This window comes from Roseateles sp., from assembly GCF_049240545.1.
Lineage (GTDB): Bacteria > Pseudomonadota > Gammaproteobacteria > Burkholderiales > Burkholderiaceae_C > Paucibacter_A.
The window spans coordinates 1-23,441 of sequence record NZ_JBMLSK010000100.1 but is presented as its reverse complement, the minus strand read 5'-3'; the positions used below and the strand labels follow the sequence as shown (position 1 = coordinate 23,441).

Annotated in this window: 23 protein-coding genes; 7 read left to right on the top strand and 16 right to left on the bottom strand. The window is 62.5% G+C overall.

All coding sequences use genetic code 11. The annotated features are described in order from the left end of the window. Positions 1-78: 78 nt before the first annotated feature. The 4 genes from ACOVRJ_RS06895 to ACOVRJ_RS06880 form a co-directional block, all read right to left on the bottom strand. Positions 79-1,092: a class 1 fructose-bisphosphatase gene (locus tag ACOVRJ_RS06895; protein WP_422043147.1), complete on the bottom strand. Its 1,014-nt coding sequence runs from the start codon at positions 1,090-1,092 to the stop codon at positions 79-81. A 51-nt stretch (positions 1,093-1,143) separates the two neighbouring features. Continuing rightward, positions 1,144-3,825, bottom strand: a complete 2,682-nt coding sequence (pepN, locus tag ACOVRJ_RS06890) for an aminopeptidase N (protein ID WP_422043146.1) — start codon at positions 3,823-3,825, stop codon at positions 1,144-1,146. 75 nt (positions 3,826-3,900) lie between these two features. Beyond that, a protein-coding gene (prfB, locus tag ACOVRJ_RS06885; protein ID WP_339595130.1) for a peptide chain release factor 2 occupies positions 3,901-5,005 on the bottom strand; the annotation gives its coding sequence in 2 pieces (ribosomal slippage) (positions 3,901-4,923 and positions 4,925-5,005; 1,104 coding nt in all). A gap of 179 nt (positions 5,006-5,184) precedes the next feature. Next, positions 5,185-6,123 carry an alpha/beta fold hydrolase gene (locus tag ACOVRJ_RS06880; protein ID WP_422043145.1) on the bottom strand — a complete coding sequence of 313 codons (939 nt, stop codon included), beginning with the start codon at positions 6,121-6,123 and terminating at the stop codon, positions 5,185-5,187. 109 nt (positions 6,124-6,232) lie between these two features. On the opposite strand from ACOVRJ_RS06880, the gene ACOVRJ_RS06875 reads away from it, so the two are divergent. Then, positions 6,233-6,712 carry a GNAT family N-acetyltransferase gene (locus ACOVRJ_RS06875; protein WP_422043144.1) on the top strand — a complete coding sequence of 160 codons (480 nt, stop codon included), beginning with the start codon at positions 6,233-6,235 and terminating at the stop codon, positions 6,710-6,712. A gap of 12 nt (positions 6,713-6,724) precedes the next feature. On the opposite strand, the gene arsC is transcribed toward ACOVRJ_RS06875, so the two are convergent. Next, positions 6,725-7,072, bottom strand: a complete 348-nt coding sequence (gene arsC, locus ACOVRJ_RS06870; RefSeq protein ID WP_422043143.1) for an arsenate reductase (glutaredoxin) — start codon at positions 7,070-7,072, stop codon at positions 6,725-6,727. Positions 7,073-7,183: 111 nt separating this feature from the next. Here arsC and ACOVRJ_RS06865 point away from each other — a divergent pair, with 111 nt between their 5' ends. Further along, on the top strand, positions 7,184-8,923 hold the full coding sequence (locus ACOVRJ_RS06865; protein WP_422043142.1) for an acyl-CoA synthetase: 1,740 nt from the start codon (positions 7,184-7,186) through the stop codon (positions 8,921-8,923). On the opposite strand, the gene ACOVRJ_RS06860 is transcribed toward ACOVRJ_RS06865, so the two are convergent. The 7 genes from ACOVRJ_RS06860 to ACOVRJ_RS06830 form a co-directional block, all read right to left on the bottom strand. Beyond that, positions 8,924-9,721 carry a hypothetical protein gene (locus ACOVRJ_RS06860; RefSeq protein WP_422043141.1) on the bottom strand — a complete coding sequence of 266 codons (798 nt, stop codon included), beginning with the start codon at positions 9,719-9,721 and terminating at the stop codon, positions 8,924-8,926. It abuts the gene before it with no gap. A 47-nt stretch (positions 9,722-9,768) separates the two neighbouring features. Then, positions 9,769-10,464: a hypothetical protein gene (locus ACOVRJ_RS06855; protein WP_422043140.1), complete on the bottom strand. Its 696-nt coding sequence runs from the start codon at positions 10,462-10,464 to the stop codon at positions 9,769-9,771. After that, positions 10,461-10,694 (bottom strand): hypothetical protein, encoded by a 234-nt coding sequence (locus tag ACOVRJ_RS06850; protein WP_422043139.1) that lies wholly within the window; start codon positions 10,692-10,694, stop codon positions 10,461-10,463. Before ACOVRJ_RS06850 ends, ACOVRJ_RS06855 begins: the two co-directional genes overlap by 4 nt. Beyond that, positions 10,691-10,921, bottom strand: coding sequence for a helix-turn-helix domain-containing protein (locus ACOVRJ_RS06845; RefSeq protein ID WP_422043138.1), 231 nt, complete (start codon positions 10,919-10,921; stop codon positions 10,691-10,693). Before ACOVRJ_RS06845 ends, ACOVRJ_RS06850 begins: the two co-directional genes overlap by 4 nt. Position 10,922: 1 nt before the next feature. Continuing rightward, positions 10,923-11,495 (bottom strand): DUF2975 domain-containing protein, encoded by a 573-nt coding sequence (locus ACOVRJ_RS06840; RefSeq protein WP_422043137.1) that lies wholly within the window; start codon positions 11,493-11,495, stop codon positions 10,923-10,925. Between the two features lie 132 nt (positions 11,496-11,627). Beyond that, positions 11,628-12,212 (bottom strand): GNAT family N-acetyltransferase, encoded by a 585-nt coding sequence (locus ACOVRJ_RS06835; RefSeq protein ID WP_422043136.1) that lies wholly within the window; start codon positions 12,210-12,212, stop codon positions 11,628-11,630. Then, on the bottom strand, positions 12,209-13,153 hold the full coding sequence (locus ACOVRJ_RS06830; RefSeq protein WP_422043135.1) for a dienelactone hydrolase family protein: 945 nt from the start codon (positions 13,151-13,153) through the stop codon (positions 12,209-12,211). The genes ACOVRJ_RS06835 and ACOVRJ_RS06830 overlap by 4 nt, the downstream gene beginning before the upstream one ends. Before the next feature lie 253 nt (positions 13,154-13,406). Here ACOVRJ_RS06830 and ACOVRJ_RS06825 point away from each other — a divergent pair, with 253 nt between their 5' ends. The 4 genes from ACOVRJ_RS06825 (at position 13,407) to ACOVRJ_RS06810 (ending at position 16,772) form a co-directional block, all read left to right on the top strand. Then, positions 13,407-13,988, top strand: a complete 582-nt coding sequence (locus tag ACOVRJ_RS06825; RefSeq protein WP_422043134.1) for a GbsR/MarR family transcriptional regulator — start codon at positions 13,407-13,409, stop codon at positions 13,986-13,988. A 2-nt stretch (positions 13,989-13,990) separates the two neighbouring features. Continuing rightward, complete coding sequence (locus ACOVRJ_RS06820) at positions 13,991-15,349, top strand: cytochrome ubiquinol oxidase subunit I (RefSeq protein WP_422043133.1); 1,359 nt, start codon at positions 13,991-13,993, stop codon at positions 15,347-15,349. Further along, a complete protein-coding gene (locus tag ACOVRJ_RS06815; RefSeq protein WP_422043132.1) occupies positions 15,346-16,341 on the top strand; it encodes a cytochrome d ubiquinol oxidase subunit II in 996 nt (331 codons plus the stop codon). Before ACOVRJ_RS06820 ends, ACOVRJ_RS06815 begins: the two co-directional genes overlap by 4 nt. 146 nt (positions 16,342-16,487) lie before the next feature. Continuing rightward, entirely contained in the window at positions 16,488-16,772 is a 285-nt protein-coding gene (locus ACOVRJ_RS06810; RefSeq protein WP_422043131.1) for a hypothetical protein, read from the top strand. A gap of 117 nt (positions 16,773-16,889) precedes the next feature. On the opposite strand, the gene ACOVRJ_RS06805 is transcribed toward ACOVRJ_RS06810, so the two are convergent. Then, positions 16,890-17,414 carry a GNAT family N-acetyltransferase gene (locus ACOVRJ_RS06805; RefSeq protein WP_422043130.1) on the bottom strand — a complete coding sequence of 175 codons (525 nt, stop codon included), beginning with the start codon at positions 17,412-17,414 and terminating at the stop codon, positions 16,890-16,892. Between the two features lie 391 nt (positions 17,415-17,805). Between ACOVRJ_RS06805 and ACOVRJ_RS06800 the strand changes: the two genes are divergently transcribed. Next, complete coding sequence (locus ACOVRJ_RS06800) at positions 17,806-18,288, top strand: SET domain-containing protein (protein ID WP_422043129.1); 483 nt, start codon at positions 17,806-17,808, stop codon at positions 18,286-18,288. A gap of 46 nt (positions 18,289-18,334) precedes the next feature. Here the strand turns inward: ACOVRJ_RS06800 and ACOVRJ_RS06795 are convergent, their stop codons facing one another. From ACOVRJ_RS06795 to alaS, 3 genes are all read right to left on the bottom strand, one after another. Then, positions 18,335-20,548, bottom strand: coding sequence for a sensor histidine kinase (locus ACOVRJ_RS06795; protein ID WP_422043128.1), 2,214 nt, complete (start codon positions 20,546-20,548; stop codon positions 18,335-18,337). Between the two features lie 105 nt (positions 20,549-20,653). Beyond that, positions 20,654-21,346, bottom strand: a complete 693-nt coding sequence (locus ACOVRJ_RS06790) for a UPF0149 family protein (RefSeq protein ID WP_422043127.1) — start codon at positions 21,344-21,346, stop codon at positions 20,654-20,656. Between the two features lie 101 nt (positions 21,347-21,447). Then, positions 21,448-23,441: alanine--tRNA ligase (gene alaS, locus ACOVRJ_RS06785; RefSeq protein ID WP_422043126.1), on the bottom strand; the 1,994-nt coding region annotated here is incomplete at its 5' end.

Sequence of the window (23,441 nt, the reverse complement as noted above, 5' to 3'; positions counted from 1 at the left end):
CACCCGACCTTCTCATTACGAATGAGCTGCTCTACCGACTGAGCTACACCGGCGACAAGCCCATGATTATAGCGGAACTTACTTGGCCGCTTCGAGGTGGTAGGCGGTCACGCGCTCGACTTCGTTCTTGGAGCCCAGGACCACCGAGACCCGTTCGTGCAGCTGCGAAGGCTGGAGGTCCATGATGCGTTGCTTGGCATTGGTGGCGGCGCCACCGGCTTGCTCCACCAGATAGGCCATCGGGTTGGCTTCGTACATCAGGCGCAGCTTGCCGGCCTTGTTGGGCTCGCGCTTGTCCCAGGGATACATGAAAACGCCGCCACGGGTCAGGATGCGGTGCACATCGGCCACCATGGAGGCGATCCAGCGCATATTGAAGTCTTTGCCACGCGGGCCGGTGCTGCCGGCCAAGCACTCTTCGACATAACGCTGCATTGGTGCGTCCCAGTGGCGCATATTCGACATATTGATGGCGAACTCTTTGGTGTCTTCGGGGATCTTGACTTCATCCGAGGTCAGCACAAAAGAGCCTTGTTCGCGGTCCAGCGTGAACATGGCGACGCCTTGGCCGAAGGTCAGCACCAGCGTGGTTTGCGGGCCATAGACGCAGTAGCCGGCGGCGGCTTGGGCCGAGCCGGGTTGCAGGAAGTCTTCTTCCGATACGCCTTTGCTGCCCTCGGCCTTTTTCAGCACCGAGAAGATGGTGCCAATCGACACATTGACGTCGATATTGGACGAGCCATCCAGCGGATCAAACATCAGCAGGTATTCACCCTTGGGGAAGCGGTTCGGCACCAGATAGATGCCTTCCATTTCCTCGGACGCCATGGCCGCCAGATGGCCGCCCCATTCATTCGCCTCGATCAAGACCTCGTTGGCGATGATGTCCAGCTTCTTCTGCACTTCGCCTTGCACGTTTTCGCTGGCGGCCGAGCCCAGCACTTCGCCGAGCGCGCCCTTGTTGACGCTGATGGCGATGCGCTTGCAGGCGCGCGCCACCACTTCAATCAAAAGGCGCAGTTCTTGCGGAATCGCGCCGTGCTGGCGCTGCTGTTCGATCAGATACTGGGTCAGGCTGATACGTCGTGTCATGGTGGTGAAGCTCGAAGTTAGAAAACTGGGGCGCCGGTCCGCCTGAATGTCTTATGCGGTGACGGACGCCAGCGCGCGGCTGATGACTTCACGCACGTCATTGGACAGGTCCGACTTGGCGGCCACGCGCCGGATCGCTTCCAGCGCGGCGCTGCGGTAGGGCTCGGCCAAGGTGGTCCAGCGGTCCATCACGCGGGCCAGTCGGCTGGCGACTTGCGGGTTGATCGCGTCCAGAGCCAGCACTTGCTCGGCCCAGAACACATAACCTGCAGCATCAGCGCGGTGGAAGGCGGCTGGGTTGAACATGCACAGCGAGAAGACCAGGCTGCGCGCGCGGTTCGGGTTCTTGAGCGTGAAGTCGGGGTGCTGGGTCAGCGCCTTGACACGGGCAAAGGACTTGCCGTCCTGTTCGGGCGTGCGGCCTTGCAGGGCAAACCACTTGTCCACCACCAGCGCGTCTTGCTTGAACAGCTCATAGAAGCGTTCCAGCGCGGCCTCGGCCAATTCGGCATGGTTGTTGACCAGTGCACTCAAGGCGCCCAGGCGGTCGGTCATATTGCCGGCATCCTTGAAGCGCTGATAGGCGCGGCCCGGCCAGACGGTGTCGCCCGCGCGTGGGGCATCCATCACCAACATGCTCAGGGCCAGATTGGCCAGCGAGCGCTTGCCTGAAGACACCGGGTCGGGCGTGTAGCCGCCCTTGACTTGATTGGCTTCAAAGGCGGCGATCCAGTCTTCGCGCAGCGCTTGGGCGAGTTGCTTCTGAGCTGCGTCCACCACCGCGTGGATGGCTTGTGGGTCGACCAGATCCAGCTGTTCGGCGATATAGCTTTCGGCCGGCAAGGTCAGCGCCAATTCCTTGAAGGCGGAATCCAGCTGCGGATGGCGCAGCACGGCTCGCATCGCGTCCAGATAAGCCTCGTCCAACTGCAGAGCAGCACCGCTGCGCAGCGCCGCCAGAATGCGGTTCAGCGCCAAGCGTTGGCCGGCTTCCCAGCGGTTGAAGGCGTCGCTGTCATGCTTGAGCAGCACCAGCAGTTCGGCGTCGCTGAGGCCATCATCCAGCACCACTGGGGCCGAGAAGCCGCGCAGCAGCGAAGGCACCGGGGCGCTCGCTACGTTGATGAAGACAAAGCTTTGCTCGGCTTGGTCCAGCACCAGCACGCGATCGGCGCCGGCGGCTTCGGCTTCGCCTTGCAACTGCAAAGGCAAGGCCTGACCCTCGGCACTCAAGAGGCCCATGGCCACCGGAATCACTTGCGGCAGCTTGTGGTCTTGGCCGGGCGTGGCGGGGGTGTGCTGACTCAGCGTCAAGGTGTAGGTCTGAGCGGCGGCGTCGTAGCTGCCGCGTGCCTGGACGCGCGGCGTGCCGGCTTGTGAGTACCAACGCTTGAAGGCGTCCAGTCGCACAGTCAGTTGCGAGCCGGGGTTGGCGTCGGCGATGGCGGCGGCGAAGTCGTCGCAGGTCACGGCCTGGCCGTCGTGGCGCTCGAAGTAGAGCTTCATGCCCGCCTCAAAGCCGGCGCGGCCGACCAGGGTTTGGTACATGCGCACCACTTCCGAACCCTTGTCGTAAATCGTCGAGGTGTAGAAGTTGTTGATCTCGACGTAGCTGTCTGGGCGCACCGGGTGGGCCATGGCGCCGGAGTCCTCGGGGAACTGCATGGCGCGCAGGCCGCGCACGTCCTGGATGCGGCAGACGGCGCGGGCGCTGGGCGTGGCGGCCATGTCCATGCTGAATTCTTGGTCGCGGAAGACGGTCAGGCCTTCTTTCAGCGAGAGCTGGAACCAGTCGCGGCAGGTGACGCGGTTGCCGGTCCAGTTGTGGAAGTACTCATGCGCGACAATGGATTCGATGCGGGCGAAATCGGTGTCGGTGGCGGTGGCGGCGGAGGCCAGCAGGGCGCTGGTGTTGAAGATGTTCAGGCCCTTGTTTTCCATCGCGCCCATATTGAAGTCGGACACGCCGACCACCATGAAGCGTTCCAGATCCAGCGGCAGGTTGAAGCGGGCCTCGTCCCAGACCATGGAGGCGATCAGCGAGTTCATCGCGTGCTCGGTCTTCTCCAAGTCGCCGCGGCGCACATAGACCTGCAGCAAATGGTCTTTGCCGGCGCGGGTGCGCACGCGCTGCTCCCGCGCCACCAGGTCGCCCGCCACCAGGGCGAACAAATAGCTCGGCTTGGGGAAGGGGTCATGCCATTTGGCGAAGTGTTTGCCGTTGTCGAGATCACCCGACTCCAGCAAATTGCCATTGCTCAGCAGCACCGGGTACTTGGCCTTGTCGGCGCGCAGCAGCACGGTGTAGACGGCCATCACATCGGGGCGGTCCAAGAAGTAGGTGATGCGGCGGAAGCCTTCGGCCTCGCACTGGGTGAAGAAGCTGCCACCCGAGGTGTAGAGGCCCGACAGCGTGGTGTTCTTCTCCGGCGCGCAGGTGTTGCGAAGCTCCAGCGCAAAGTCGGCGTCGGGTGCGTTGTCGATCACCAACTCGTTGCCGTCTTGGCGGAAAGACACGCTCTCGCCATTGATCAGCACGCGCAAGATGTTCAGCTCTTCGCCGTGCAAGCGCAGCGGGCCGTGCGCCACGGCGCTGTTGCGCTCGAGCTGCATCTTGGCGGTGACCAGGGTCTTGGCCGGGTCCAGATCAAAGGTCAGATCAACGGTGCGGATCCAAAAAGCGGGCGCGACATAGTCTTCGCGGCGAATCAGGGTGGCAGAGCCTTCACGCATGGCGGGCATCCTTGGGTGTCAATCAATGGGGAATGAAAGAAACCCCATGCCGAGGCACGGGGTCATGGGGGCGTCTTAGACGCCTTGCTTCAGGCTTTCGGTGATGAACGGATCGAGATCGCCGTCCAAGACTTTTTGCGTGGCCGAGGTTTCGTAGTTGGTGCGCAAGTCCTTGATGCGACTTTGGTCCAGCACATAACTGCGAATCTGGTGGCCCCAGCCCACGTCGGTCTTGGTGTCTTCCAGCTTTTGCTGTTCTTCCATGCGCTTGCGCATCTCATGGTCGTACAGGCGCGAGCGCAGGCGCTTCCAGGCCACGTCGCGGTTGCTGTGCTGGCTGCGGCCGTCTTGGCACTGCACGACGATGCCGGTCGGGATGTGGGTCAGTCGCACCGCCGAGTCGGTCTTGTTGATGTGCTGACCGCCGGCGCCGGAGGCGCGGAAGGTGTCGGTGCGCACATCGGCCGGGTTGATGTCGATCTCGATCGAGTCATCCACTTCCGGGTAGACGAAGAGCGATGCAAAGCTGGTGTGGCGGCCGCCCGAGCTGTCGAACGGGCTCTTGCGCACCAGGCGGTGCACGCCGGTTTCGGTGCGCAGCAGGCCAAAGGCGTACTCGCCCTCGACCTTGATGGTGGCGCTCTTGATGCCGGCCACATCGCCAGGCGTTTCGTCTTCCAATGTGGCCTTGAAGCCCTTGCGCTCGGCGTACTTCAGGTACTGGCGCAGCAGCATGCTGGCCCAGTCGCAGGCTTCGGTGCCGCCGGCGCCGGCCTGGATGTCCACAAAGCAGTTCAGCGGATCGGCCGGGTTGTTGAACATGCGGCGGAATTCCATCTGTTCGACGGTTTCCTGCAGCTTGGCGGCGTCGCCTTCGATGGCGGCGAGGCCGTCGAAATCTTCTTCGGCCTTGGACATCTCATACAACTCGCTGTTGTCAGCCAAGTTGCTTTCGAGATGATTGATGGTCTCGACCACGTTCTCCAGGCTGCGCTTTTCTTTACCCAGTTCCTGGGCGCGCTTGGGCTCGTTCCAGACGTTCGGGTTCTCGAGCGCGGCGTTGACTTCGTTCAGTCGCAGTGCTTTGCGGTCGTAGTCAAAGATACCCCCTTAGCGCGGCAGTCCGCGCTGTCAGATCGGCCAGGGTGGCGCCGATGGCGTTGATGTGTTCGATGTCCATGATTTGTCCTTGGCGGGCAGACCGGTCGGGCGGCGCAGAGTCGTAATGCGGGCTTCGGTCGCTCAGAGCCCGCTATTTTCACATGCGCGGCGGTGTTGTCTGCGCCGAGGCCTTTCTGCCCAGGGGCACGGTGGAAGCGAAGGCTTGGGTTGAGAGGTTCTTGCGTCCGCCAGACCGCCTCAGCGCAAGAACTTTTCCAGCTCAGCGGCCAGCGCTTCGGGCTGGTCGTGGTGCAGCATATGGCCCGCATCGGCCAGTACCCGGCGCTCAACGCGGGGCACCACGCTGAGTCGGGCTTCAAAGTCGGCCCGGGGATAGCGGTCGCCCCACCATGCGCTCAAGTTGGTGCAAGCGCCTTCCACCCACAAGAGCGGCGCTTGAATGCGGGCCCAGCCCGCCACGATCTCGTCCTTTCGGTACAGCACGGGGTTGCTGTGTTTGTGCACCGGGTCGCCCAGAATGTGCCAGCTGCCATCCTCGGCCGGGCGAGCCCAGTGACCGGCTAGCCATGAGGCCTTGGCTTGGCTCAGGCGTGGGTTGGTTTTCATCAAGCGGGCCGCAACCGCCGCTTGGCTGGGGTAGCTCTTCAGGCTTTGTGGCGCCTTCAATTGATCCAGCCATTCCAGCAGGCGGTCCGGGGCCTGCTCGGCGCGGGCCTCAGGCAGACCAAAGCCTTCCAGATTGATCAAGCGCCTGATGCGTTGGGGGCGCAGCGCGGCGTAGGTCATCACCACATTGCCGCCCATGCTGTGGCCCAGCAGGTCGACCGGCGCGCTGGGGCTGAGCAGGTCCAGCAAGGCATCGAGATCGCCCAGATAGTCGGGGAACCAATAGGTGTCGGCGCCGCTGCTGGCGCTCAGGCCGAAGCCACGCCAATCGATGGCATAAATCTGCCGCTGTGGATCGGCATGCAAGGCGTCCACCATGAACTGAAAGGAGGCGCCCACGTCCATCCAGCCATGCAGCAAGACCAGCGGCGGCTCCTTGGCACTGGCTTTCGGTTCTTGCGCATCCCAGCGCAGCAAGTGGTGGCGCAGGCCGCGCAGGGTGATGAACTCGCTGCGATGCGGTCGCAAGCATGAATAGGGGATGGCGGCTTGGGATTCAGTGGAAGTCATGGCGATCACTTTATCCGCGTGGCGAGTTTTCGCCGGGGCACCCTAGAGCCCGACCGATCTTGCCGACCTGACACAGGTCAGACTCATGTTTGCGTGCAGAATGCGCGCCATGATTGCCTACACCACCCGAGCCGCCGAGCCTCGTGACATCCCCGCCATCGTCAGTTTGATCGAGGAACTGGCTGCGTTTGAGAATCTGAGCCACACGCTGGCGCTGACGGCAGAAAAGCTCGGCCCATTTCTCTTTGGCCCCAAGCCGGTGATTGAGGCCTTGGTGGGAGAGATTGACGGCGAGGTGGTCGGTTATGCGCTGTTCTTTACCAACTTCAGCAGCTTCCTGGCCAAGCCGGGCCTGTATCTGGAGGACCTCTTTGTGCGCCATGCGCACCGCCGCAGTGGCCTGGGCAAGGGCTTGCTGACGCGGCTGGCCGAGATCGCCGTGGAGCGTGACTACGGCCGCTTTGAGTGGACCGTCTTGGATTGGAACGAAGACGCGATTCGCTTTTACGAAAAGCTGGGCGCAAGCGTGCTGCCCGAATGGCGCATTTGCCGTCTCAGTGGGGATGCGCTGGAGCGCTTTCGCCCTTGATTCGGCCCGGATTCAAAGGATGCTCAGGGCCAGCTCCGGCGGTCTGGCGATCACGGCCCGTTCTTTGTTGAGCACGATGGGGCGCTGTAGCAGCCGCGGGTGAGCAGCCAAAGCCGCCAGCAAGTCGGCATCGCTGCGCTCGGCTGCCGCCAGATTCAGCGTCAGGAATTCCTCTTCATTGCTGCGCAGCATGTCCCGCACCGGCACGGCCAACAACTGCTGCAAGGCTTGCAACTCAGCCAAGGTCAACGGAGTCTTTAGGTAGTCCACCACCTCGATGGTGTGTCCTTGGCTCTCGAGCAAGGCCAAGGCTTCGCGCGACTTGGAACAGCGAGGGTTGTGAAGAATGCGTGTCGTCATCCGCCCAGTTTAGTCGCGGGGGAGCGAGGGGAATCCATAGGTGCGAATGAGGGGCAGTTGACTACCATCTGCCCCTCGCTGGCGAGTCAGTCCAGGCATGCAAGGGTCACGATGGCAACAGCTCCGGTTCAAGATGCCTATGCGGCGGTGTATGCCGATTTCCGCTGGCAAGTCCCTCAGGATTTTTCTTGGGCCGAAGTCTGTTGTGCCCGCTGGGCGCGAGAAACCCCGGATGCACTGGCCTTGATCTTCGAGTCCGACACCGGCAGTCGTGCGCAGTACAGCTACGGTCAGTTGCAACGTGCGGCGCACCGCTTGTCGAATGCGCTGTGCCGCCTGGGCGTTCAGCGGGGTGACCGGGTCGCGATGGTCTTGCCGCAGCGCTTTGAAACGGTGGTCGCCCATATCGCCATCAGCCAAATCGGTGCGGTGGCCATGCCTTTGTCGCAGCTGTTTGGGCCGGAGGCTTTGTCGTATCGGCTGCAGGACAGCGCTGCCGTGCTGGCGATTGTTGATGAAGGCACGCTGCCGGTGCTGCGGGGCTTGCGTGAGTCTTGCCCCACCTTGCGCCACCTCATCACCATTGGCGGCTCGCCGCAGGGCGATCAGGAGATGTGCTGGATGGCGGCGCTGCAGTCACAGGCGGCGCGCTTCAGTCCGGTCCCCTTGTCTGCCGATGATCCCGCATTGCTGATTTACACCAGCGGCACCACCGGTGCGCCCAAGGGCGCCTTGATCCCGCAGCGCGCCTTGATCGGCAATCTGAGTGGCTTTGTGGCCAGCCAGAACTGGTTTGGCTTTGAGCCGGGGAAACCTGAGCAAGCGTCCAGCGCCGTCTTTTGGAGTCCGGCCGATTGGGCCTGGACCGGTGGCTTGTTGGACGCCTTGCTGCCGACGCTGTACTTTGGTCGACCCATCCTCGCCTACCAGGGCCGGTTTACGCCCGAGCGCGCCTTTGCCTTGATGCAAAGACATGGGGTGACGCACAGCTTCATTCCGCCGACGGCGCTCAAGGCCATGATGAAGGCGATACCGCAGCCACGTGCGCAGTTCAAGCGGCTCAAGCTGCAGGCCATCATGAGTGCCGGGGAGGTTCTGGGTGAAGCGGTTTTCGATTACTGCCGTCGGGAACTGGGTGTCACGGTGAATGAGATGTTTGGTCAGACCGAGGTCAACTATGTCGTTGGCAATTGCAGCCGCTTGTGGCCGACGCGAGCTGGCAGCATGGGGCGAGCCTATCCGGGCCACCGTGTCGCGGTGATTGATGAGCAGGGCAAGACCTGTCCCCCAGGTGTCATGGGCGAGGTGGCGGTGCACCGGCGGGATGTGCATGGCGATTCGGACCCGGTGTTCTTTCTCAGCTACTGGGGGCAGCCCGCCGCGACACAGGCCAAGTTCAGTGGCGACCCTGCCGACAGCTGGTGCCGCACCGGCGACCTGGCTTGCATGGATGCCGAGGGTTATTTTTGGTACCAGGGCCGCAGCGACGATATGTTCAAGGCGGCGGGTTACCGCATCGGCCCCGGTGAGATCGAGAACTGCCTGATCAAGCATCCCGCCGTCGCCATGGCGGCGGTGGTGCCCAAGCCCGATGCCGAGCGGGGGGCGTTGGTGAAAGCCTATGTGGTGCTGGCGCCCGGCTATTGGGAGTCCGAGGCCTTGGTGGCCGAGCTGCAGGCCTTTGTCAGGGGGCGCTTGGCGCCCTATGAGTATCCCAAGGAGATCGAGTTCATCGATGCCCTGCCCATGACCAGCACCGGCAAGCTGCAGCGCCGCGCCTTGCGTGAGCAAGAGCTGCAGCGCGCTGCAGCCCAAGCGCCAAGTGTCAGGCGCCTTGTAGCTGCGCTTTGATCAAGGTTGACCGCTCAGCCGCACGCTAAGGCTGGTGTCGGCCGGTGCCACCAGGCGGGCGTTGTCGGGCCAGCGTTCTTCGCCGGTGATGGTGCTGCATTGGCGCCGGGCCGCGGGCGATTTTTTGGCCGCGTCGCTTTCCTCGGGGTCCATATCTTTGCTGTCGGCGCTCAAGGGGATGCTCAGCAACTGGCCCGGCGTGCTGCTGTCTGGCCACTCCAGTTCCCAGTTGGTTTGATTGCTGCAGACTCGCACGCCATCGAACTGCGGGAACGCCCAGCGCAGATACCAAGGCAGGATTTCGCTGCGCATGGTTCGAGCGGTTTTCATGACTTTGCGCACCATGGCCATATCCAACTGCTCGGGCTTGACGGTCAGCAAGATTTTTCCGCGCATATTCGCCGTGCCCTTGGGGATGTTGCTCGCGAATTCGGCGTCTTTGGCCTGTTCTTTGGGGAGTACCGGCAACTGGAAGCTGCCGTCGGCCTCGATAGGAATCGGGACAAAAGCGTCGGCATGCACGACCGCCAGCTTCGGCTTTGCAGGCAGCGGGACTTTGGGGTCTTTAGCGCCTAAGGTGAATTCCAAGCGGAACAGACCTTGTCCGTAACGTTGCACCATGCTGAGCACTTCATTCACTCGGCCATAGGGGCGCATCGTGCTGTCTCGTTTCATGCTGACGGAGACAGCGTCAAGCACCTCTTTGGATTGCGTGGCGGGTTCTTGGGCCTGAACTGCGGGGCTGGCGAGTGCCATCATGGCCGCGCTCAGGAAGCAAAGCTGAGAGGTTTTTTTCATGGGCATAGGGCTCAGTTGGGGCGAGTTGGCGCAGAGGTGGAGACGGGCTAGTCTTTGCATTTGGACATGAGCTTGGCACCCATGCGGGCGCTCTCGTCAAAGGGGTTGAGTTGCGAGTCGCGGGTGTCATTGACGTCGATGCAGGTGCTGCCTTGGCGAAAGCGCCGGTGGCCCGGATTGATGACTTCTTCGCGCAAGCTGGGATCGCTGCCGAGGGCCTCGGCCATGCGCGCCCCCATGTCTGGGCGTCGTGTGTTGCCCCGGGGGTCAAGTGCGGCCATCTGCGCGGGGCTGTTAGCCGCAGCGGAGGCGGGCCTGGCCGGCAGGCTCAGGTTGAGCCGCTCGGTTGCGAGCTTAGGTTCCGCAGGGGAGGCTGTTGTCGAGCTGATGGGCTTGCTCAGGGTGTTGCTGATGGCGGTGCTTGTTGGCGCCGCGCTTGGCTTGATTTCAGGGTTCTCAACAAGGCTTGACGGGGCGGTGGTTTGGGAACTGGAGGCAAGTGCTGGCGCTCTGACCTTTGCGGGCGCTTGGGGTGCGGGCTTGGACCTGAGCAAGGGTATGGCCACCAGCCAGCTGCGAGTCTCGTTCTGCGCCGCATTGCTTGCGTGGCGCGGCCACGGTTCCGAACGCTGCAGCTCTCGCAACAAGCCCAAGCCAAGCAAATGCAGAAGCACAACGATCAGCCAACTCCAGGCTGCGGCCCCGGAACGACGCTGCAAGTAGCCTGCATCAGTCAAGGTCATTTGGCGCACTTTCCACGGGCTTCGGCCAGCAACCAAAACGGGATGCTCAGCAACTCCATGCCGCAGCCCATAAACTCACCTCTCAGGCACTCGCTATTCGGCAGCCTTGCTTCGTATCGCTGCCTTGGCGAGTCCAAGCCCCACCACAGGCCCAAGTGAAGCAAGGCCAGCAGTGGCAGCAGGGTGAGTTCACGCCGGCTTCTCTCGGAGTCTGCTTCAAAAGCATTCATGCGGGCGGCAGCGGAGGTTCTGGTCCGTCTAGGTAAGCAAGCAGCTCACCGGGCTGGCATTGCAGCACCTTGCAGATCGCCGCCAAAGTGTCGAAGCGCACACCGCGCACTTTGCCCGATTTGAGCAGCGAGAGATTGGCCTCGGTGATGCCCACCGCCTCGGCCAGCTCTCGCGAGCGCATCTTGCGCTTGGCCAGCATCACGTCCAGGGTGACGATGATGGGCATCTCAGATGAACTCCGCGTTCTCTTGCGCCATGCGGGAGGCTTCCTCCATCACGATGCCGATGACCAAGATCGCCAGACCGAGAAACAGGCTCAGGTACTGGTCCGTGCCCAGGCCCAGGTAAAGCCAGCGTTGGCCTGTTGGGTTGCCCAGGGTGAGCGCCAACACGCTCAAGGTCGCGCTCAGGGGCTGAGTCACAGTGAGGACGATCAGCGTCCCACCCAGGCGGCGCAGATGCAACGCCGGGTCGCTGGAAAAAAACTCGCTGCGTCGGTAATAGCCAAACAAGGCCCAGATTTGCCAGAGCGCAAACAGGACGACCAAATTGGGCAGCCAGCTGAACGACCAGCCCAGCAAGCGGCTGCGCGTGTCCAGATTCATCGTGGCTTCACTCAGGTTCCAGCGACTTTTCGCCACCGAACTCAGCCAATCGGGCTGACTCCAAAACAGGGCCGTGCCGACAAGCAGCCCCACAGCGGCCAAGAGGCAGAGCAGGCGCACCCACCAGGCCAGCCGGCGTATGCGCCGCAGGCGCAGGCTGGAGCTGCTGTTTGGCGTGTCTTGAGGCTTGTTCATGGCGCTGCGTGTCACTGATCGCAAATTCAAATAAATTACTGTAAAACAATAATTTATTGATGTTAAGCGAAAAGATGGCGGCAGACATCCCTCTGTCGGGGGGAGCCAGCCCGGCCCAGCCAGTGTGGCGGCCTAAGGGGCCTCGTTATCGCTCCAAGAGGGGTTCAGCAAGGCGAAGACTTGGTGATCGCGCCAGGCGCCATCGATGAACAAGTAGCGAAGGCTCAAGCCTTCCAGGGCAAAGCCCAGGCGTCGCAGCACCGCCAAACTGGGCTTGTTCTCAGGGCGAACCGCGGCCTGCAGGCGATGCAAGCGGATGGGCTTGGAGAAGGCCAGGCTGATCAAGCCGCCCAAGGCTTCGTTCATCAGTCCCGAACCTTGCGACTGTGCGTCCAAGCTGTAGCCCAGCATGGCATTTTGAAAAGGCCCGCGGCTGATTTGCGTCAGACTGACCTGACCGATCAGGCGCGTGGGTTCTTCTTGGCGCGCCAGCCAGTAGCGCAGCGCCAGTCCGGCGGCTTGCTCTTGTTCGGCGCACGCCAAGCGCTGCCGTATCGCTGCCAGCTCAAGGTCTTCAACCGAGAGACGCGGCGACCACGGCGCCAAGTGCTCTTGGTTGCGCAAGTCAAAGTCGAGCACGGCGGGCGCCAAAGCGGCGCTGGGGGCGCGCAAGATCAGGCGGGCGCTGCTGAGCTGTTGTGGTGCGTCGCTGCTCATGGTTGATTTCGTAACTGCTCACGCAAAAAGTCCAGCAGGGCGACGCGGGATCGCGCCAAGGCCTCGGCTTGGCCGCCCACATGCACGCCGGCGCCGGGCTTGACCCCATTGGGCACATCGGCGCGCAGCCGCACCGGCGTCTTGGCGTCAAAGCCATGGAAAGCGCCGGCATAGGAAACCGATTTGGGCTGGGCGATACCGCTGCTGGGCTGGGCTTCTCGCGCCAGCGCTTCGCAAGGTGCGGACGGCGTCCAGTCATCGGCCGCGCCGGTCAGCATCAACAGCGGTGCCGAGGGCGCATAACCTCGCTTTTGATCGGCCTCGCAGCCGGGGTAGAAGGCCACCGCAGCGCGGGGCCGTAGCGCTGCGGCCTTGACCTCGGCGTGGTTCAGATTGGTGCTGGCCAGCACGGTGCTGCCGCCGTTGGACCAGCCCAGCAGGGCCAGACGCGAGGCGTCCACATCGGGTCGCGCGGCCAGCCATTGCAAGGCGCCGAGCGCGTCTCGGCGCCGCTCGGTCATGGTGATGGCGCGAGTGCCGATTTTTTGCGTGCACAGCTCACGCTCGCCACGCGGTGTCAGCGAGTCCAGCACCAGCACATGCCAGCCTTCGGCATTGAGCACCTGGCTGTAATCCTTCATGCGTTCGGACAACTCACCCCTGCGCCCATAGGCGCCGCCGCAGCCATGCAGGAGCACGATGGCCGGGGCCCGCGTGTTGGCGGAATTGCTGGATGCGGCCGGGAACCAATGCCCGAGCAGGGGCAAGGCTTGCCCTGCGCGCAGATCCTGGCTGGGCACCTGAACCTTTTCCGCTGCACCCACTGCACTGTTTGCCAAGGCCTCGCCGCTTTGCAGCACCAAGCCGCAAATCAAAAACGGCAGCAGGGCGCATGCGCAAGACATGGGCTTGAAGCCGGCGACTGGGCGGAGTGAATTCATGGCTGAGTGTGGAGCGGGGAGCAAAGCTGTGGTGGCCGGATTCTCAGGCAGCCCAGTGTCGGCGTGATTTTCGGAGCCTTGACGCCCTGGCTGCGCCGCTGGCTCTTGCCAAGCCAAAGCCCTGTTTTTTAGTCTTCTACTTGCTGAATTTTCAGTAATTACTGAAAACTGGATAAACTTTGCGCCACATCAAACACAGCCTTGCTCGGTGTTGCGCAAGGGCAAGGCAGTCAACGGAAGTAGAAGGTAGTTCATGAATGCAATGAGTCCGCTGGTCCGAAGTTTCGTGGCCCATTTCGGTGAGATGGGCAGCCGCTGGGGCATCAACCGGACGGTGGGGCAGATTTATGCCCTGATCTTTGTCTCGCCCCAGGCGCTGAATGCGGACGAAATCGCCGAGTGCTTGGAGTTCAGCCGCTCCAATGTGTCTATGGGTCTGAAGGAATTGCAGGCCTGGCGGCTGGTGAAGTTGCGTCATTTGCCTGGCGACCGGCGAGAGTATTTCGAGGCGCCGAGCGATGCCTGGGAGATCTTCCGCACCCTGGCCGAAGAGCGCCGCCGGCGTGAGATCGAGCCGACGCTGTCCATGCTGCGCAACGCCTTGCTGGAGACGCCGTCGAGCGAGGACGACCGCATCGCACAGGAGCGCATGCGCGGCATGCACGATTTGATCGAACTGATGTCCACCTGGTTTGACGACGTGCAGAAGATGGATTCGCAGACCTTGGGTCAGCTGATGAAGATGGGCTCCAAGGTACAAAAAATGCTGGAACTGCCGGGCCGCATTGGCAGGGCCGTCACCGGCAAGGGCGCCGGTGAAGAAAGCGCAGGCTGATGATGGACGCGGTTGTTCTGGCGCGCATGCAGTTTGCAGCCAACATCACTTTCCATATCCTGTTCCCCACCATCAATATTGCCTTAGCCTGGGTCTTGCTGTTCTTCCGCTGGCGCTGGCTGCGGACCCAAGACACAGCGTGGTTGGGGGCTTACCGTTTCTGGACCAAGGTGTTTGCGCTCAGCTTTGCGCTGGGCGTGGTCAGCGGCATCACCATGAGCTTTCAGTTCGGCACCAACTGGCCGGGCTTTATGGAAAAGGCCGGCAATATCGCCGGCCCACTGTTGGGCTATGAGGTTTTGACGGCCTTCTTCCTGGAGGCAAGTTTTCTGGGCGTGATGCTGTTCGGCCACGGCCGGGTCAGCGAGCGGGTGCATATCCTGGCGACCGTGATGGTGGCGGTTGGCACCACGCTCAGCGCTTTTTGGATCTTGAGCCTGAACTCCTGGATGCACACGCCGCAGGGCTATGAAATCATCAATGGCGAGTTCCATGCGCTGGACTGGTGGGCCATCATCTTCAACCCCTCATTCCCTTACCGTCTGGCGCACAAGCTCTTGGCTTCGGGTTTGACGGTGGCCTTCTTCCTGGCTGGCTTGAGTGCTTGGCAATTGCTCAAGGGCAAGGCGCAGCCGCACACGGCCAAGGTTTTGCGCGTCGGCCTGACCTTGGGCGCGCTGCTGATCCCGGTGCAGATCTTGGTCGGCGATATGCATGGCCTGAACACCTTGAAGCATCAGCCGGCCAAGATCGCCGCCATGGAAGGAGTGTGGCAAACCGAGCGCGGCGCGCCGCTCTTGTTGTTTGCTTGGCCGAACGAAGAGACCCGCAGCAATGACTATGAGATCGGTATCCCGAAACTGGCCAGTCTGATCCTGACGCACCAGGTCGACGGGGAGATTCAGGGCCTGGACGAATTCAAGGGCGCCCATCCACCGGTCGCGCCGCTGTTTTTTGGCTTTCGCATCATGGTGGGCACGGGACTGTTGATGCTGGCCTTCAGTTGGCTGGGCTTGTGGCTGTATCGGCGCCGGGCTTGGTCTGCGCAGGCTTTGCCGACTTGGTTTCTGCATGGCCTGGCCTGGATGAGTTTTTCCGGCTGGTTGGCCACGCTGGCGGGCTGGTATGTGACCGAGATCGGGCGCCAACCCTTCCTGGTCTATGGCTTGATGCGAACCGCCGATGCGGCGTCCCATGTGCCGGCGCCAACGATCGCGCTGACGCTGGTGGCCTACATCACGCTGTACCTGGCCCTGATCGTGGCCTATGTGTCGGTCATCAAGTACATGGCGGGCAAGCCGGTGGACGTGAGCCTGTCGCAAGCCTTGCCCAAGAATGAAACTGGGAGGGTCGTTGTATGAGCGCCGAATACTGGATGCCGCTGGTCTTCATGGGTCTGATGGGCCTGGCGCTGCTGGTCTATGTGGTGTTGGACGGTTATGACCTGGGGGTCGGTCTGTTGATGCTGGGCGCGAGCGAAGAGCACAAGGACCGCATGGTCGCGTCGATCGGCCCTTTCTGGGATGCGAATGAAACCTGGTTGGTGCTGGGGGTGGGTATCTTGTTGGTGGCTTTTCCCAAGGCCCATGGTCTGATCCTGCAGGCGCTCTATCTGCCGGTGGCGGTGATGCTTTTGGGCTTGACGCTGCGGGGCGTGGCCTTTGACTTCCGCGTCAAAGCGCAGGCGCAGTGGAAGCCGCTCTGGGACCGCGCCTTCATGGCCGGTTCGGCCTTGGCCGCGCTGTCGCAGGGCTGGATGCTGGCGCGCTACATCACCGGCTTTGCCGAGGGCTGGGCCTACACCTTGTTTGCCGTGCTGATTGCGCTGGCGCTGGCCGCCGCCTACGCCTTGTTGGGCGCGGCCTGGTTGCTGATGAAGACCGAGGGCGAGCTGCAATTGCTGGCGCGGCGGCGCGCCAAGCTGGCCTGGCCGGCAGTGGTGATCGGCCTGGCCCTGGTCTCCATCACCACGCCCTGGGTCAGCGCTACGGTGAGCGAGCGCTGGTTTAGCATGCCGGGCTTGATCGCGCTGCTGCCGATCCCGCTGATGACTGCCTTGGCCTTGCTGGGTTTGCGCGCCCTGTTGAATTCGCACCGGGTGCTGGGCAAGCTGTGCTGGTTGCCCTTTGCCTTGATGGTGCTGGTGATGCTGCTGGGCTTTATGGGCCTGGCTTACAGCCTCTATCCCTATGTGTTGATCGATCGCATGACCGTCTGGCAAGCCGCCGCGGCGCCCAAGTCCCTGCAATTCATCCTCTGGGGTGTGGCGGCCACGGTGCCGGCCATCGTGGTCTACACCGTGTTTGCCTACCGGGTGTTCTGGGGCAAGTCGGGGGACTTGCGCTATGCCTGAGTTGCTTCCGCCTGCTTTCGCTCCCGGTTTCTGCCGTTTGATCGCAAGAAACGGCAGTTCGTCACTTCAGCCTTTTGAATGAAGCGGCTGCTGGTGATACTGCCGGCACTGAACAAATCGCTCACCCAGGAGCCGGGAGTCTCGTCATGAACCAGCATCGTTGCCTTCAACAACCCAAGCGCCGCAGCCTTGCGGCCATGGCTGCGAGCTTGGCTCTGACCTCCTTTGCTTTTCTGGTGCCGGCCACGCCGGCCGAGGCCAGCGAAGTGGTCAAGCTGGCGCGTTTGGTCATCACCGGTAAGCGCTTGAGCAGCATGCCGCAGGCTCGACCTGAATCTCAGCAATTGCCCCGAGTGACGGTCGAAGGCCGCCAAACTCCTGCAGAGGTTCGGGTGGCCGAAGATCGCCGGGCGCAATTTCAGCCGATTTGACTGGCGCTTCAAGCAGGCCCTGCCTCAAGGGCTAAACAAGGTTGAGCCGCGAAGCTATTGCTCCGCGGCTCTTTCTTTTGGGGCTTTGGCGGCCACCAGTCGCCGAAAGTTGGATGGTCAGTTCCAAGCCGGCGGCTTCGGGTGCAAGCGCGCCATGGCCAGCGTGTCTACATAGGCGCCGTTGCGCAAGGCATAGGCTTTCATTCGGCCTTCTTGCACAAAGCCGAAGCGCTCATACAGCGCGACGGCACGCGCGTTGTCGGCATAAACGGTCAACTCGGTGCGCAAGACTTGACCCCAGTTGTCGGCATAGTCCAGCAGGGCCGTCATCATGGCTTTGCCCACGCCTTGGCCTTGAGCCGCATGGGCCACTGAAATGCCCAAGCCCATGGCGTGGCGGCGTCGCAGCGGCGCACCTACGCTGAACAGGCCAGCGCTGGCGAGCAGCTGGCCCTCCGCGTTCAAGGCCACCAGATGCAGGTCGACCTTGCCGGGCGCGGCGCCATCTTGCAGGCGCAGCTTCCACATGTCTTCCGTCGGATAGGGGTTCTGCAGCAGGGCGCCGAAAACCTCGGGATGGCTCATCAGTTCGGCAAAGCCGGCGGCATCGCTGACTTGGGCGCGGCGGATGGTGATCTGCATGTCTCTCAAGCTCCTTGGGGTGATGGCCTGGGGCCGTTGGGGACGGAAAAACAAAAAAGCCCGCTGGGTCAGCGGGCTTTTCGTCGGGGGAGAGTGGGGGCTTTGGTGGGAACTGGCCTCAGGTTTGCCGCTGTGGGCCTGGGGCGAGATCAGTATTGATGGCAAACATGGGCATCAACACTAGGTGCGACTGATGCAGGGCGTGCACGGCCGCAGCAGCACCGTGAGGCTGAGCGCCAAAACTGGTGTTGGTGGGGGCGGTGAAATACGCGGCTTGCATAGACCCAGTATGCGTGGAGCCTGAAGGTCAGGTCAAGCGCTGCAGCGTGCCTTGTTGTCGTCTGACCTCACGCACTGGCCAGGCAGACTCCGCAGCGACAATAGCGCCACCATGCCGCGTTTGATTGAAATCCAAGCCCCGACCGAGCCTCAAGTCGAGGCGCCTGTGCCCATCAAGGGCCAGCGCCAGCCTGCCGAGCGCTTTGCGCTGCGGGTGGCCGAGAGTGCCATTGATGGCTTGGGCGTCTTTGCCGCCGAGCCCATCCCGGAACGCCGCAAGATTGGCGAGTTGCGGGGGGAGTCGATCTCGGTGCGCGAGGCGCGGCGTCGTGCCAAAGGGCGCGAGCGCATCCATATCGTCGAAGTGTCGGAGACAAGAGCTGTCGATGCTACGAACGCCACCGATGCGCTGCGCCACATCAACCACAGCTGCTCGCCCAATGCCAAGCTGCGCATCAGCCAAGGTCGGGTCGAGTTCTACGCCCTGCGCGATATTGAGGTGGGCGAGGAACTCAGCTGCGACTACGGCGAGAGCCACCACGAAGGGCGACTCACCTGCCGTTGCGGCGCCCCCAACTGCAGCGGGCGGCTCTGATGGCTTGAATGGCGCAGCGCGAGGCTTCAGTCCTTGCGGCCAGCGCTCAAGCCGCCGGGGCGTTCAATGGCAGGTCGATTTCGCAGATCAAGCCAGAGCCCTCGGGGCTGCGGGCTGAGATGCTGCCGCCCAGCCGACCTGTGACCAAGATGTAGCAAAGGTAGGCGCCCAGCCCACTATTGCCGTGGCCAAAATGGGAGCTGTAGAAGGGGTCAAACAGTTGTGGCAGTTGATGGGCATTCATGCCGCAACCATTGTCTCGAACGGTCAGTCGCACCATGGCTTGGCCATCGCGTTCTCGGCGCTCTGCGTGAATCTGCACCAGGCCTGGCTCGTGTCGCCCGGCCAATCCATGTTGGAGCGCGTTCTCGACCAGTTGCTGCAGGGCTTGGGCCAAAGCGCCGGGATGGGTCAGCAGGGTCAGTTCGAGCGTTGAACTGAGTTCGATGCGGTGATTGCCCCGATTCGGCATCTGCTGCCACTGTTCCAGCTGCGCATGCAGAAAGCTCTGCAACTCCAGGTGTTGCGGAGGATCGCTGCCTTGCGCTTCGCCCAGTTGCTTGAAGCCGGTAATCAAAAGATTGGCTCTCTCGATGCTGGCCACGGCCAGCTGTGCCCCTTGCCAAGACTGTTCCAGCAAGCGCAAGCTGTGATCGCGTCTCGCGTGATTGCCCTCAATCTGCGACTTCAGTTCCTGCACTGCCGCTTCAACGGTACTCGCCGCCGTCAGTGCATTGCCCAGGGGGGTATTCAATTCATGTGCAAGTCCTGCCGTCAGCTTGCCCAATGACAGCAGTTTCTCGTTCTGAATCAGCTGATTCTGGGCGTTGCGCAAGGCCTGCATGGCCGATTCCAGCGACTGATTGGCGACTTGCAAGGCCTGGGTACGGCGTTCGACCTGACTTTCCAATTGAACGGCATGCTGACGAATCTGCTCGAGGTGTTGGCGCCGCTCCAATGCGCGCTGGGCCACTCGTTCAAACCAGTGAGACCACGCCGCCGCGGTTTTTGGGGGACGGGCGTCGTCATCGAGATCCACCGTCTCGACAAAGCCCGCCAACTGCAACGCTGGCTGGGTGAAACGCCGGTGTTGCAGCCAAGCCATGCCGGCCAAGGCAAAGACAAACCCCAGCGTCAACAGCAAATAGGGCAAAAGCGCGGACTGGCTTTCCTGCTCCAGCGCCGCATCTTGCACATGGACCAACAGTCGCCAGGGTGTGCCCTCCAGGGGGAAGCTGATCCAGTGGCCGCTGCTGTCGTGGTTGAGCTTCTTAGGTGCCGCGCCGAACAGGGCCTTGACCGGCAAGTCGGGCAGGATCTCCGCCAAATTGCTGGGCTTGGCGTCGGGCTTCACCGGCCCCGCGCTGTCGGCCAAGATCTGGCCCGTGGGGTCGATCACCATCGCCCGACCCAGCTGCAAAGGAATGCTCTGCAAGGTCGCATCCAGCATGGCCAGGGTCAAATCGGTACCGACGGCCCCCACCATGCGCTGGTGTTCGTAAACAGGCTCGAGCAGGGACACCATCATGCCCTTGCCACCGCTGTCCTGGTAGGGCTGTGTCCACACCTGGTGCCGCTTCGGATTGTGGGTCGGACCGACCATCTCCAAGGGATGGGTGCCGCCGGCCGCGAAAACCAGCTTCAAGGCGGACACCATGTCCTCGGTCTCGGTGGCTTTGAACAGGTCCGCGCGGCTCAATCCCGGGTAGAGCAGGGACAAGCGTTGTTGAGCGTCGTAGTAGTAGCTCCACTGGAACACAGGCTGCCGCTGATGCAGGGCCGCAACGCCGGGCAGAATGCTCACGACGGCCTCTAACTCACGCAGCAAGGGGGCTTGCAGCTCACTGTTAGGGCCGTTGGCTTGGCGTCCGCTGGGGTCGCCGACGTACAAGGAGCCGACCTCGGCCTTGATGACTGCAGGAAGTTGATCCCAAGGTGCATCCAGCGGCGCCTGGCTGGAGGCCCTGCGCAAGCTGCTGAGCAGTGAGGTGTCCGGATTCAAGGACTCCAGGCGCAAGCGAATTTCAATGCTGCGCCGCATCATGTTCACATGGTCCCGGGCGACGTCCATGCGTTGCGTCATCGCCAAGCGAATCTGCTCGCCCTTGACCTGCTCATGATTCAGCAGTCGCGACTGCAGTTGCCGCGCCACGGTCCAACCGTAAAAAGAGGTGGCCAGCAACAAAAGCAAGGCACTCACGCCCACGTTCCAGAAGTAGCGGCGCTGCATGTCTTTGGCACGATGCGCTGATGCCGCCATGGGCTGGACCTTTCTTCTGGAGATGGGGTGCAAAGAGTCTGCCACAGTCAGGCGGACTCTCTTGGTGATTCAAGGCCCAAGAGGGCGCTTATCTCCAAGCTTGCTTTACTGCGCTTGCTTCTGCTGCAGCCAGAAGGTGCGCAAATCTTGCACCGAGAACAAGGCATCGTCCAGCAAGACGTTCTGGTCGACTTCTTCGTCCTCGTCGTAGGACTCGTCGATATAGGCTTGGCGCTGATCGCCGGGCGGCATGGCGACGGCAGCCACGCCCATCAGCATCGCATCCAGCATCTGCGCTTCTTCGCTCTCATCGTCGAAGACGTACCAGTCTTGTTCATGGTCTTCAACGGCCTGCATAAAGCCTTCGACCCACATCAGACCGGCAGGCGGCAACTGCTCCAACTGCTCTTGGGTCAGCACGCCTTGGCTCAAGAGGCTGGCCTTGGTGGCTTCGTCGAACTCGGTGATCAGCGGTTCCAAGAGCATGGCCTCGGGGTCGGCTTCAAGACCTTCGGGGTCCAGCGCTTCGCCGATTTCGTTCCAGCGCTCGTGCAGCACGCTCATGAATTCTTCGGTCGCGTCTTGCTCGTCCAGGGCTTCGGCCCAGTCGTCGCCAAACAGTGCGTCCATCGCTTGCAGCGGGCCGTTGTCGCCGGGGCCGCAAATCAGCGCGGTCAGGTAGCCGTCCAGCGTGTCGATCGGCACCGCGTCTTCGTCTTCGGGCGTGGCCGCGACCAAGATCTGGAGAAGGGCGGCCAAACGCTCGGCGTTGGCGTGGTCAATGGTGCTGTCGTTCATAGCAGGCTCCTGAAAACCGGTGGGGAAAGTGATTGCAAGAAAAAAGAACAAAGGCCCTCGGGCGTTGCAGTCCCGAGGGCCTTTGTCGTGTTCATTGAGGATTAAAGCTTGTCGCCAACCCAGCCCGCCACGCTGGCCAAGGCGCCGGGCAGGGCCGCTGGCTGGGTGCCACCGGCCATGGCCAAGTCGGGCTTGCCGCCGCCCTTGCCGCCGCATAGCTGGGCCACATAACTGACCAACTCGCCGGCCTTGAGGCCGCGGGCGATGTAGTCGGCGGTGACGCCGGCGGAGAGGTTGACCTTGTCGCCATCGACCGAGGCCAAGACGATGATGGCCGAGTGCATCTTGTCGCGCAGCTTGTCGATGGTTTCACGCAGGGTCTTGGCGTCGGCACCGTCGAGCGTGGCGGTCAGCACCTTGGCGCCTTTGATCTCCACGGCCTGGGTCATCAAGTCATTGCTTTGCGCGGCGGCCAAGCGGCTCTTGGCGCTGGCCAGTTCTTTCTCCAGCGCCTTCACTTGGTCCAGCACTGCATGCAGGCGGGGCTCCAACTCGGCGGGCGAGGTCTTCAACGTGCCGGCGGCGCGGCTCAGCGTGCCTTCGAGTTGCTGCAGATAGGCCAGGGCGTTGTCGCCGGTGACGGCTTCAATACGGCGCACGCCAGCGGCCACGCCGCCTTCGGAAACGATCTTGAACAGGCCGATGTCGCCGGTCGCTTTGACGTGGGTGCCGCCGCAGAGTTCCTTCGAGCTGCCGATGCTCAACACCCGCACGGTCTCTCCGTACTTCTCGCCGAACAACATCATGGCGCCGCTCTTTTGCGCGTCGTCCAGGGCCATCACTTCGGCCTTGGCACCGGAGTTGGCCAGGATCTCAGCATTGACGATGGCTTCGATCTTGGCGATTTCTTCGGCGCTGACCGGCGCGTTGTGGGCAAAGTCAAAACGGGTGCGCTCGGCATTCACCAGCGAGCCCTTTTGCTGCACATGGCCGCCCAGCACTTCGCGCAAGGCCTTGTGCATCAGGTGGGTGGCGCTGTGGTTGCGCACGCTCTTGATGCGCTGCTCGGCGTTGACACGGGCCACAAAGGTGTCGCCCACGGTGACCGAACCTTCCAGCACGCGGCCGTGGTGACCGAACACATCGGCCTGGATCTTCAGCGTGTCTTCCACGGCGAAGCGGCTGCTTGGGTTGCGCAGATCGCCGGAGTCGCCGGCCTGGCCGCCACTTTCGGCGTAGAAGGGCGTGTGGTCCAGCACGACCACGGCGTCGTCACCGGCCTTGGCCGAGGGCACGCTGACACCGTCGATGTAGACGGCGGTGACCTTGGAGGTCTCGCAGACTAGGTGCTCGTAGCCGTGGAAGGCGGTGGGCGCGCCGCTGTAGGCCAGACCTTGGGCCATCTTGAACTTGCCGGCGGCGCGGGCTTGCTCGCGCTGGCGGGCCATGGCGGCGTCAAAGCCGGCTTGGTCCACCGTCACGCCGCGCTCGCGGCAGACGTCGGCGGTCAGGTCGACCGGGAAGCCAAAGGTGTCGTGCAGCTTGAAGGCGAGTTCGCCGTCGAATTGCTTGGTTTCGGGCGTCAGCGCGCCTTCCAGAATTTCCATGCCATTGGCGATGGTCTGGAAGAAGCGTTCTTCTTCTTGCTTGAGCACCTCGGTGACGCGCTTTTCGGCTTGGCGCAACTCGGGGTAGGCCTCGCCCATTTGGTTCACCAACTCAGCCACGATCTTGTGGAAGAAGGGGGTGCGGGCACCCAGCTTGTAGCCGTGGCGAATGGCGCGGCGGGCGATCCGGCGCAGCACATAACCGCGACCTTCATTGCCCGGGATGATGCCGTCGACGACGGTGAAGCTGCAGGCACGGATGTGGTCGGCAATGACCTTCAGCGAGGCGCTGTCTTTGTCGCAATTGAGCGCACCGGCTTCGTCCACGGCCTTCTTGGCGGCTTCCAGCAAAGCGGCAAAGGTGTCGATCGAGTAGTTCGAATGCACGTGCTGCAGCACCGCGGCCAGGCGCTCCAGGCCCATGCCGGTGTCGACGCTGGGCTTGGGCAGTTTGTGCATCACACCGTCTTCGGTGCGGTTGAACTGCA

Coding starts and splice junctions, on each gene's coding strand:
- ACOVRJ_RS06895 (WP_422043147.1), bottom strand. CDS start 1,092: ATGACACGACGTATCAGCCTGACCCAGTATCTGATCGAACAGCAGCGC.
- pepN (WP_422043146.1), bottom strand. CDS start 3,825: ATGCGTGAAGGCTCTGCCACCCTGATTCGCCGCGAAGACTATGTCGCG.
- ACOVRJ_RS06880 (WP_422043145.1), bottom strand. CDS start 6,123: ATGACTTCCACTGAATCCCAAGCCGCCATCCCCTATTCATGCTTGCGA.
- ACOVRJ_RS06875 (WP_422043144.1), top strand. CDS start 6,233: ATGATTGCCTACACCACCCGAGCCGCCGAGCCTCGTGACATCCCCGCC.
- arsC (WP_422043143.1), bottom strand. CDS start 7,072: ATGACGACACGCATTCTTCACAACCCTCGCTGTTCCAAGTCGCGCGAA.
- ACOVRJ_RS06865 (WP_422043142.1), top strand. CDS start 7,184: ATGGCAACAGCTCCGGTTCAAGATGCCTATGCGGCGGTGTATGCCGAT.
- ACOVRJ_RS06860 (WP_422043141.1), bottom strand. CDS start 9,721: ATGAAAAAAACCTCTCAGCTTTGCTTCCTGAGCGCGGCCATGATGGCA.
- ACOVRJ_RS06855 (WP_422043140.1), bottom strand. CDS start 10,464: ATGACCTTGACTGATGCAGGCTACTTGCAGCGTCGTTCCGGGGCCGCA.
- ACOVRJ_RS06850 (WP_422043139.1), bottom strand. CDS start 10,694: ATGAATGCTTTTGAAGCAGACTCCGAGAGAAGCCGGCGTGAACTCACC.
- ACOVRJ_RS06845 (WP_422043138.1), bottom strand. CDS start 10,921: ATGCCCATCATCGTCACCCTGGACGTGATGCTGGCCAAGCGCAAGATG.
- ACOVRJ_RS06840 (WP_422043137.1), bottom strand. CDS start 11,495: ATGAACAAGCCTCAAGACACGCCAAACAGCAGCTCCAGCCTGCGCCTG.
- ACOVRJ_RS06835 (WP_422043136.1), bottom strand. CDS start 12,212: ATGAGCAGCGACGCACCACAACAGCTCAGCAGCGCCCGCCTGATCTTG.
- ACOVRJ_RS06830 (WP_422043135.1), bottom strand. CDS start 13,153: ATGAATTCACTCCGCCCAGTCGCCGGCTTCAAGCCCATGTCTTGCGCA.
- ACOVRJ_RS06825 (WP_422043134.1), top strand. CDS start 13,407: ATGAATGCAATGAGTCCGCTGGTCCGAAGTTTCGTGGCCCATTTCGGT.
- ACOVRJ_RS06820 (WP_422043133.1), top strand. CDS start 13,991: ATGGACGCGGTTGTTCTGGCGCGCATGCAGTTTGCAGCCAACATCACT.
- ACOVRJ_RS06815 (WP_422043132.1), top strand. CDS start 15,346: ATGAGCGCCGAATACTGGATGCCGCTGGTCTTCATGGGTCTGATGGGC.
- ACOVRJ_RS06810 (WP_422043131.1), top strand. CDS start 16,488: ATGAACCAGCATCGTTGCCTTCAACAACCCAAGCGCCGCAGCCTTGCG.
- ACOVRJ_RS06805 (WP_422043130.1), bottom strand. CDS start 17,414: ATGCAGATCACCATCCGCCGCGCCCAAGTCAGCGATGCCGCCGGCTTT.
- ACOVRJ_RS06800 (WP_422043129.1), top strand. CDS start 17,806: ATGCCGCGTTTGATTGAAATCCAAGCCCCGACCGAGCCTCAAGTCGAG.
- ACOVRJ_RS06795 (WP_422043128.1), bottom strand. CDS start 20,548: ATGGCGGCATCAGCGCATCGTGCCAAAGACATGCAGCGCCGCTACTTC.
- ACOVRJ_RS06790 (WP_422043127.1), bottom strand. CDS start 21,346: ATGAACGACAGCACCATTGACCACGCCAACGCCGAGCGTTTGGCCGCC.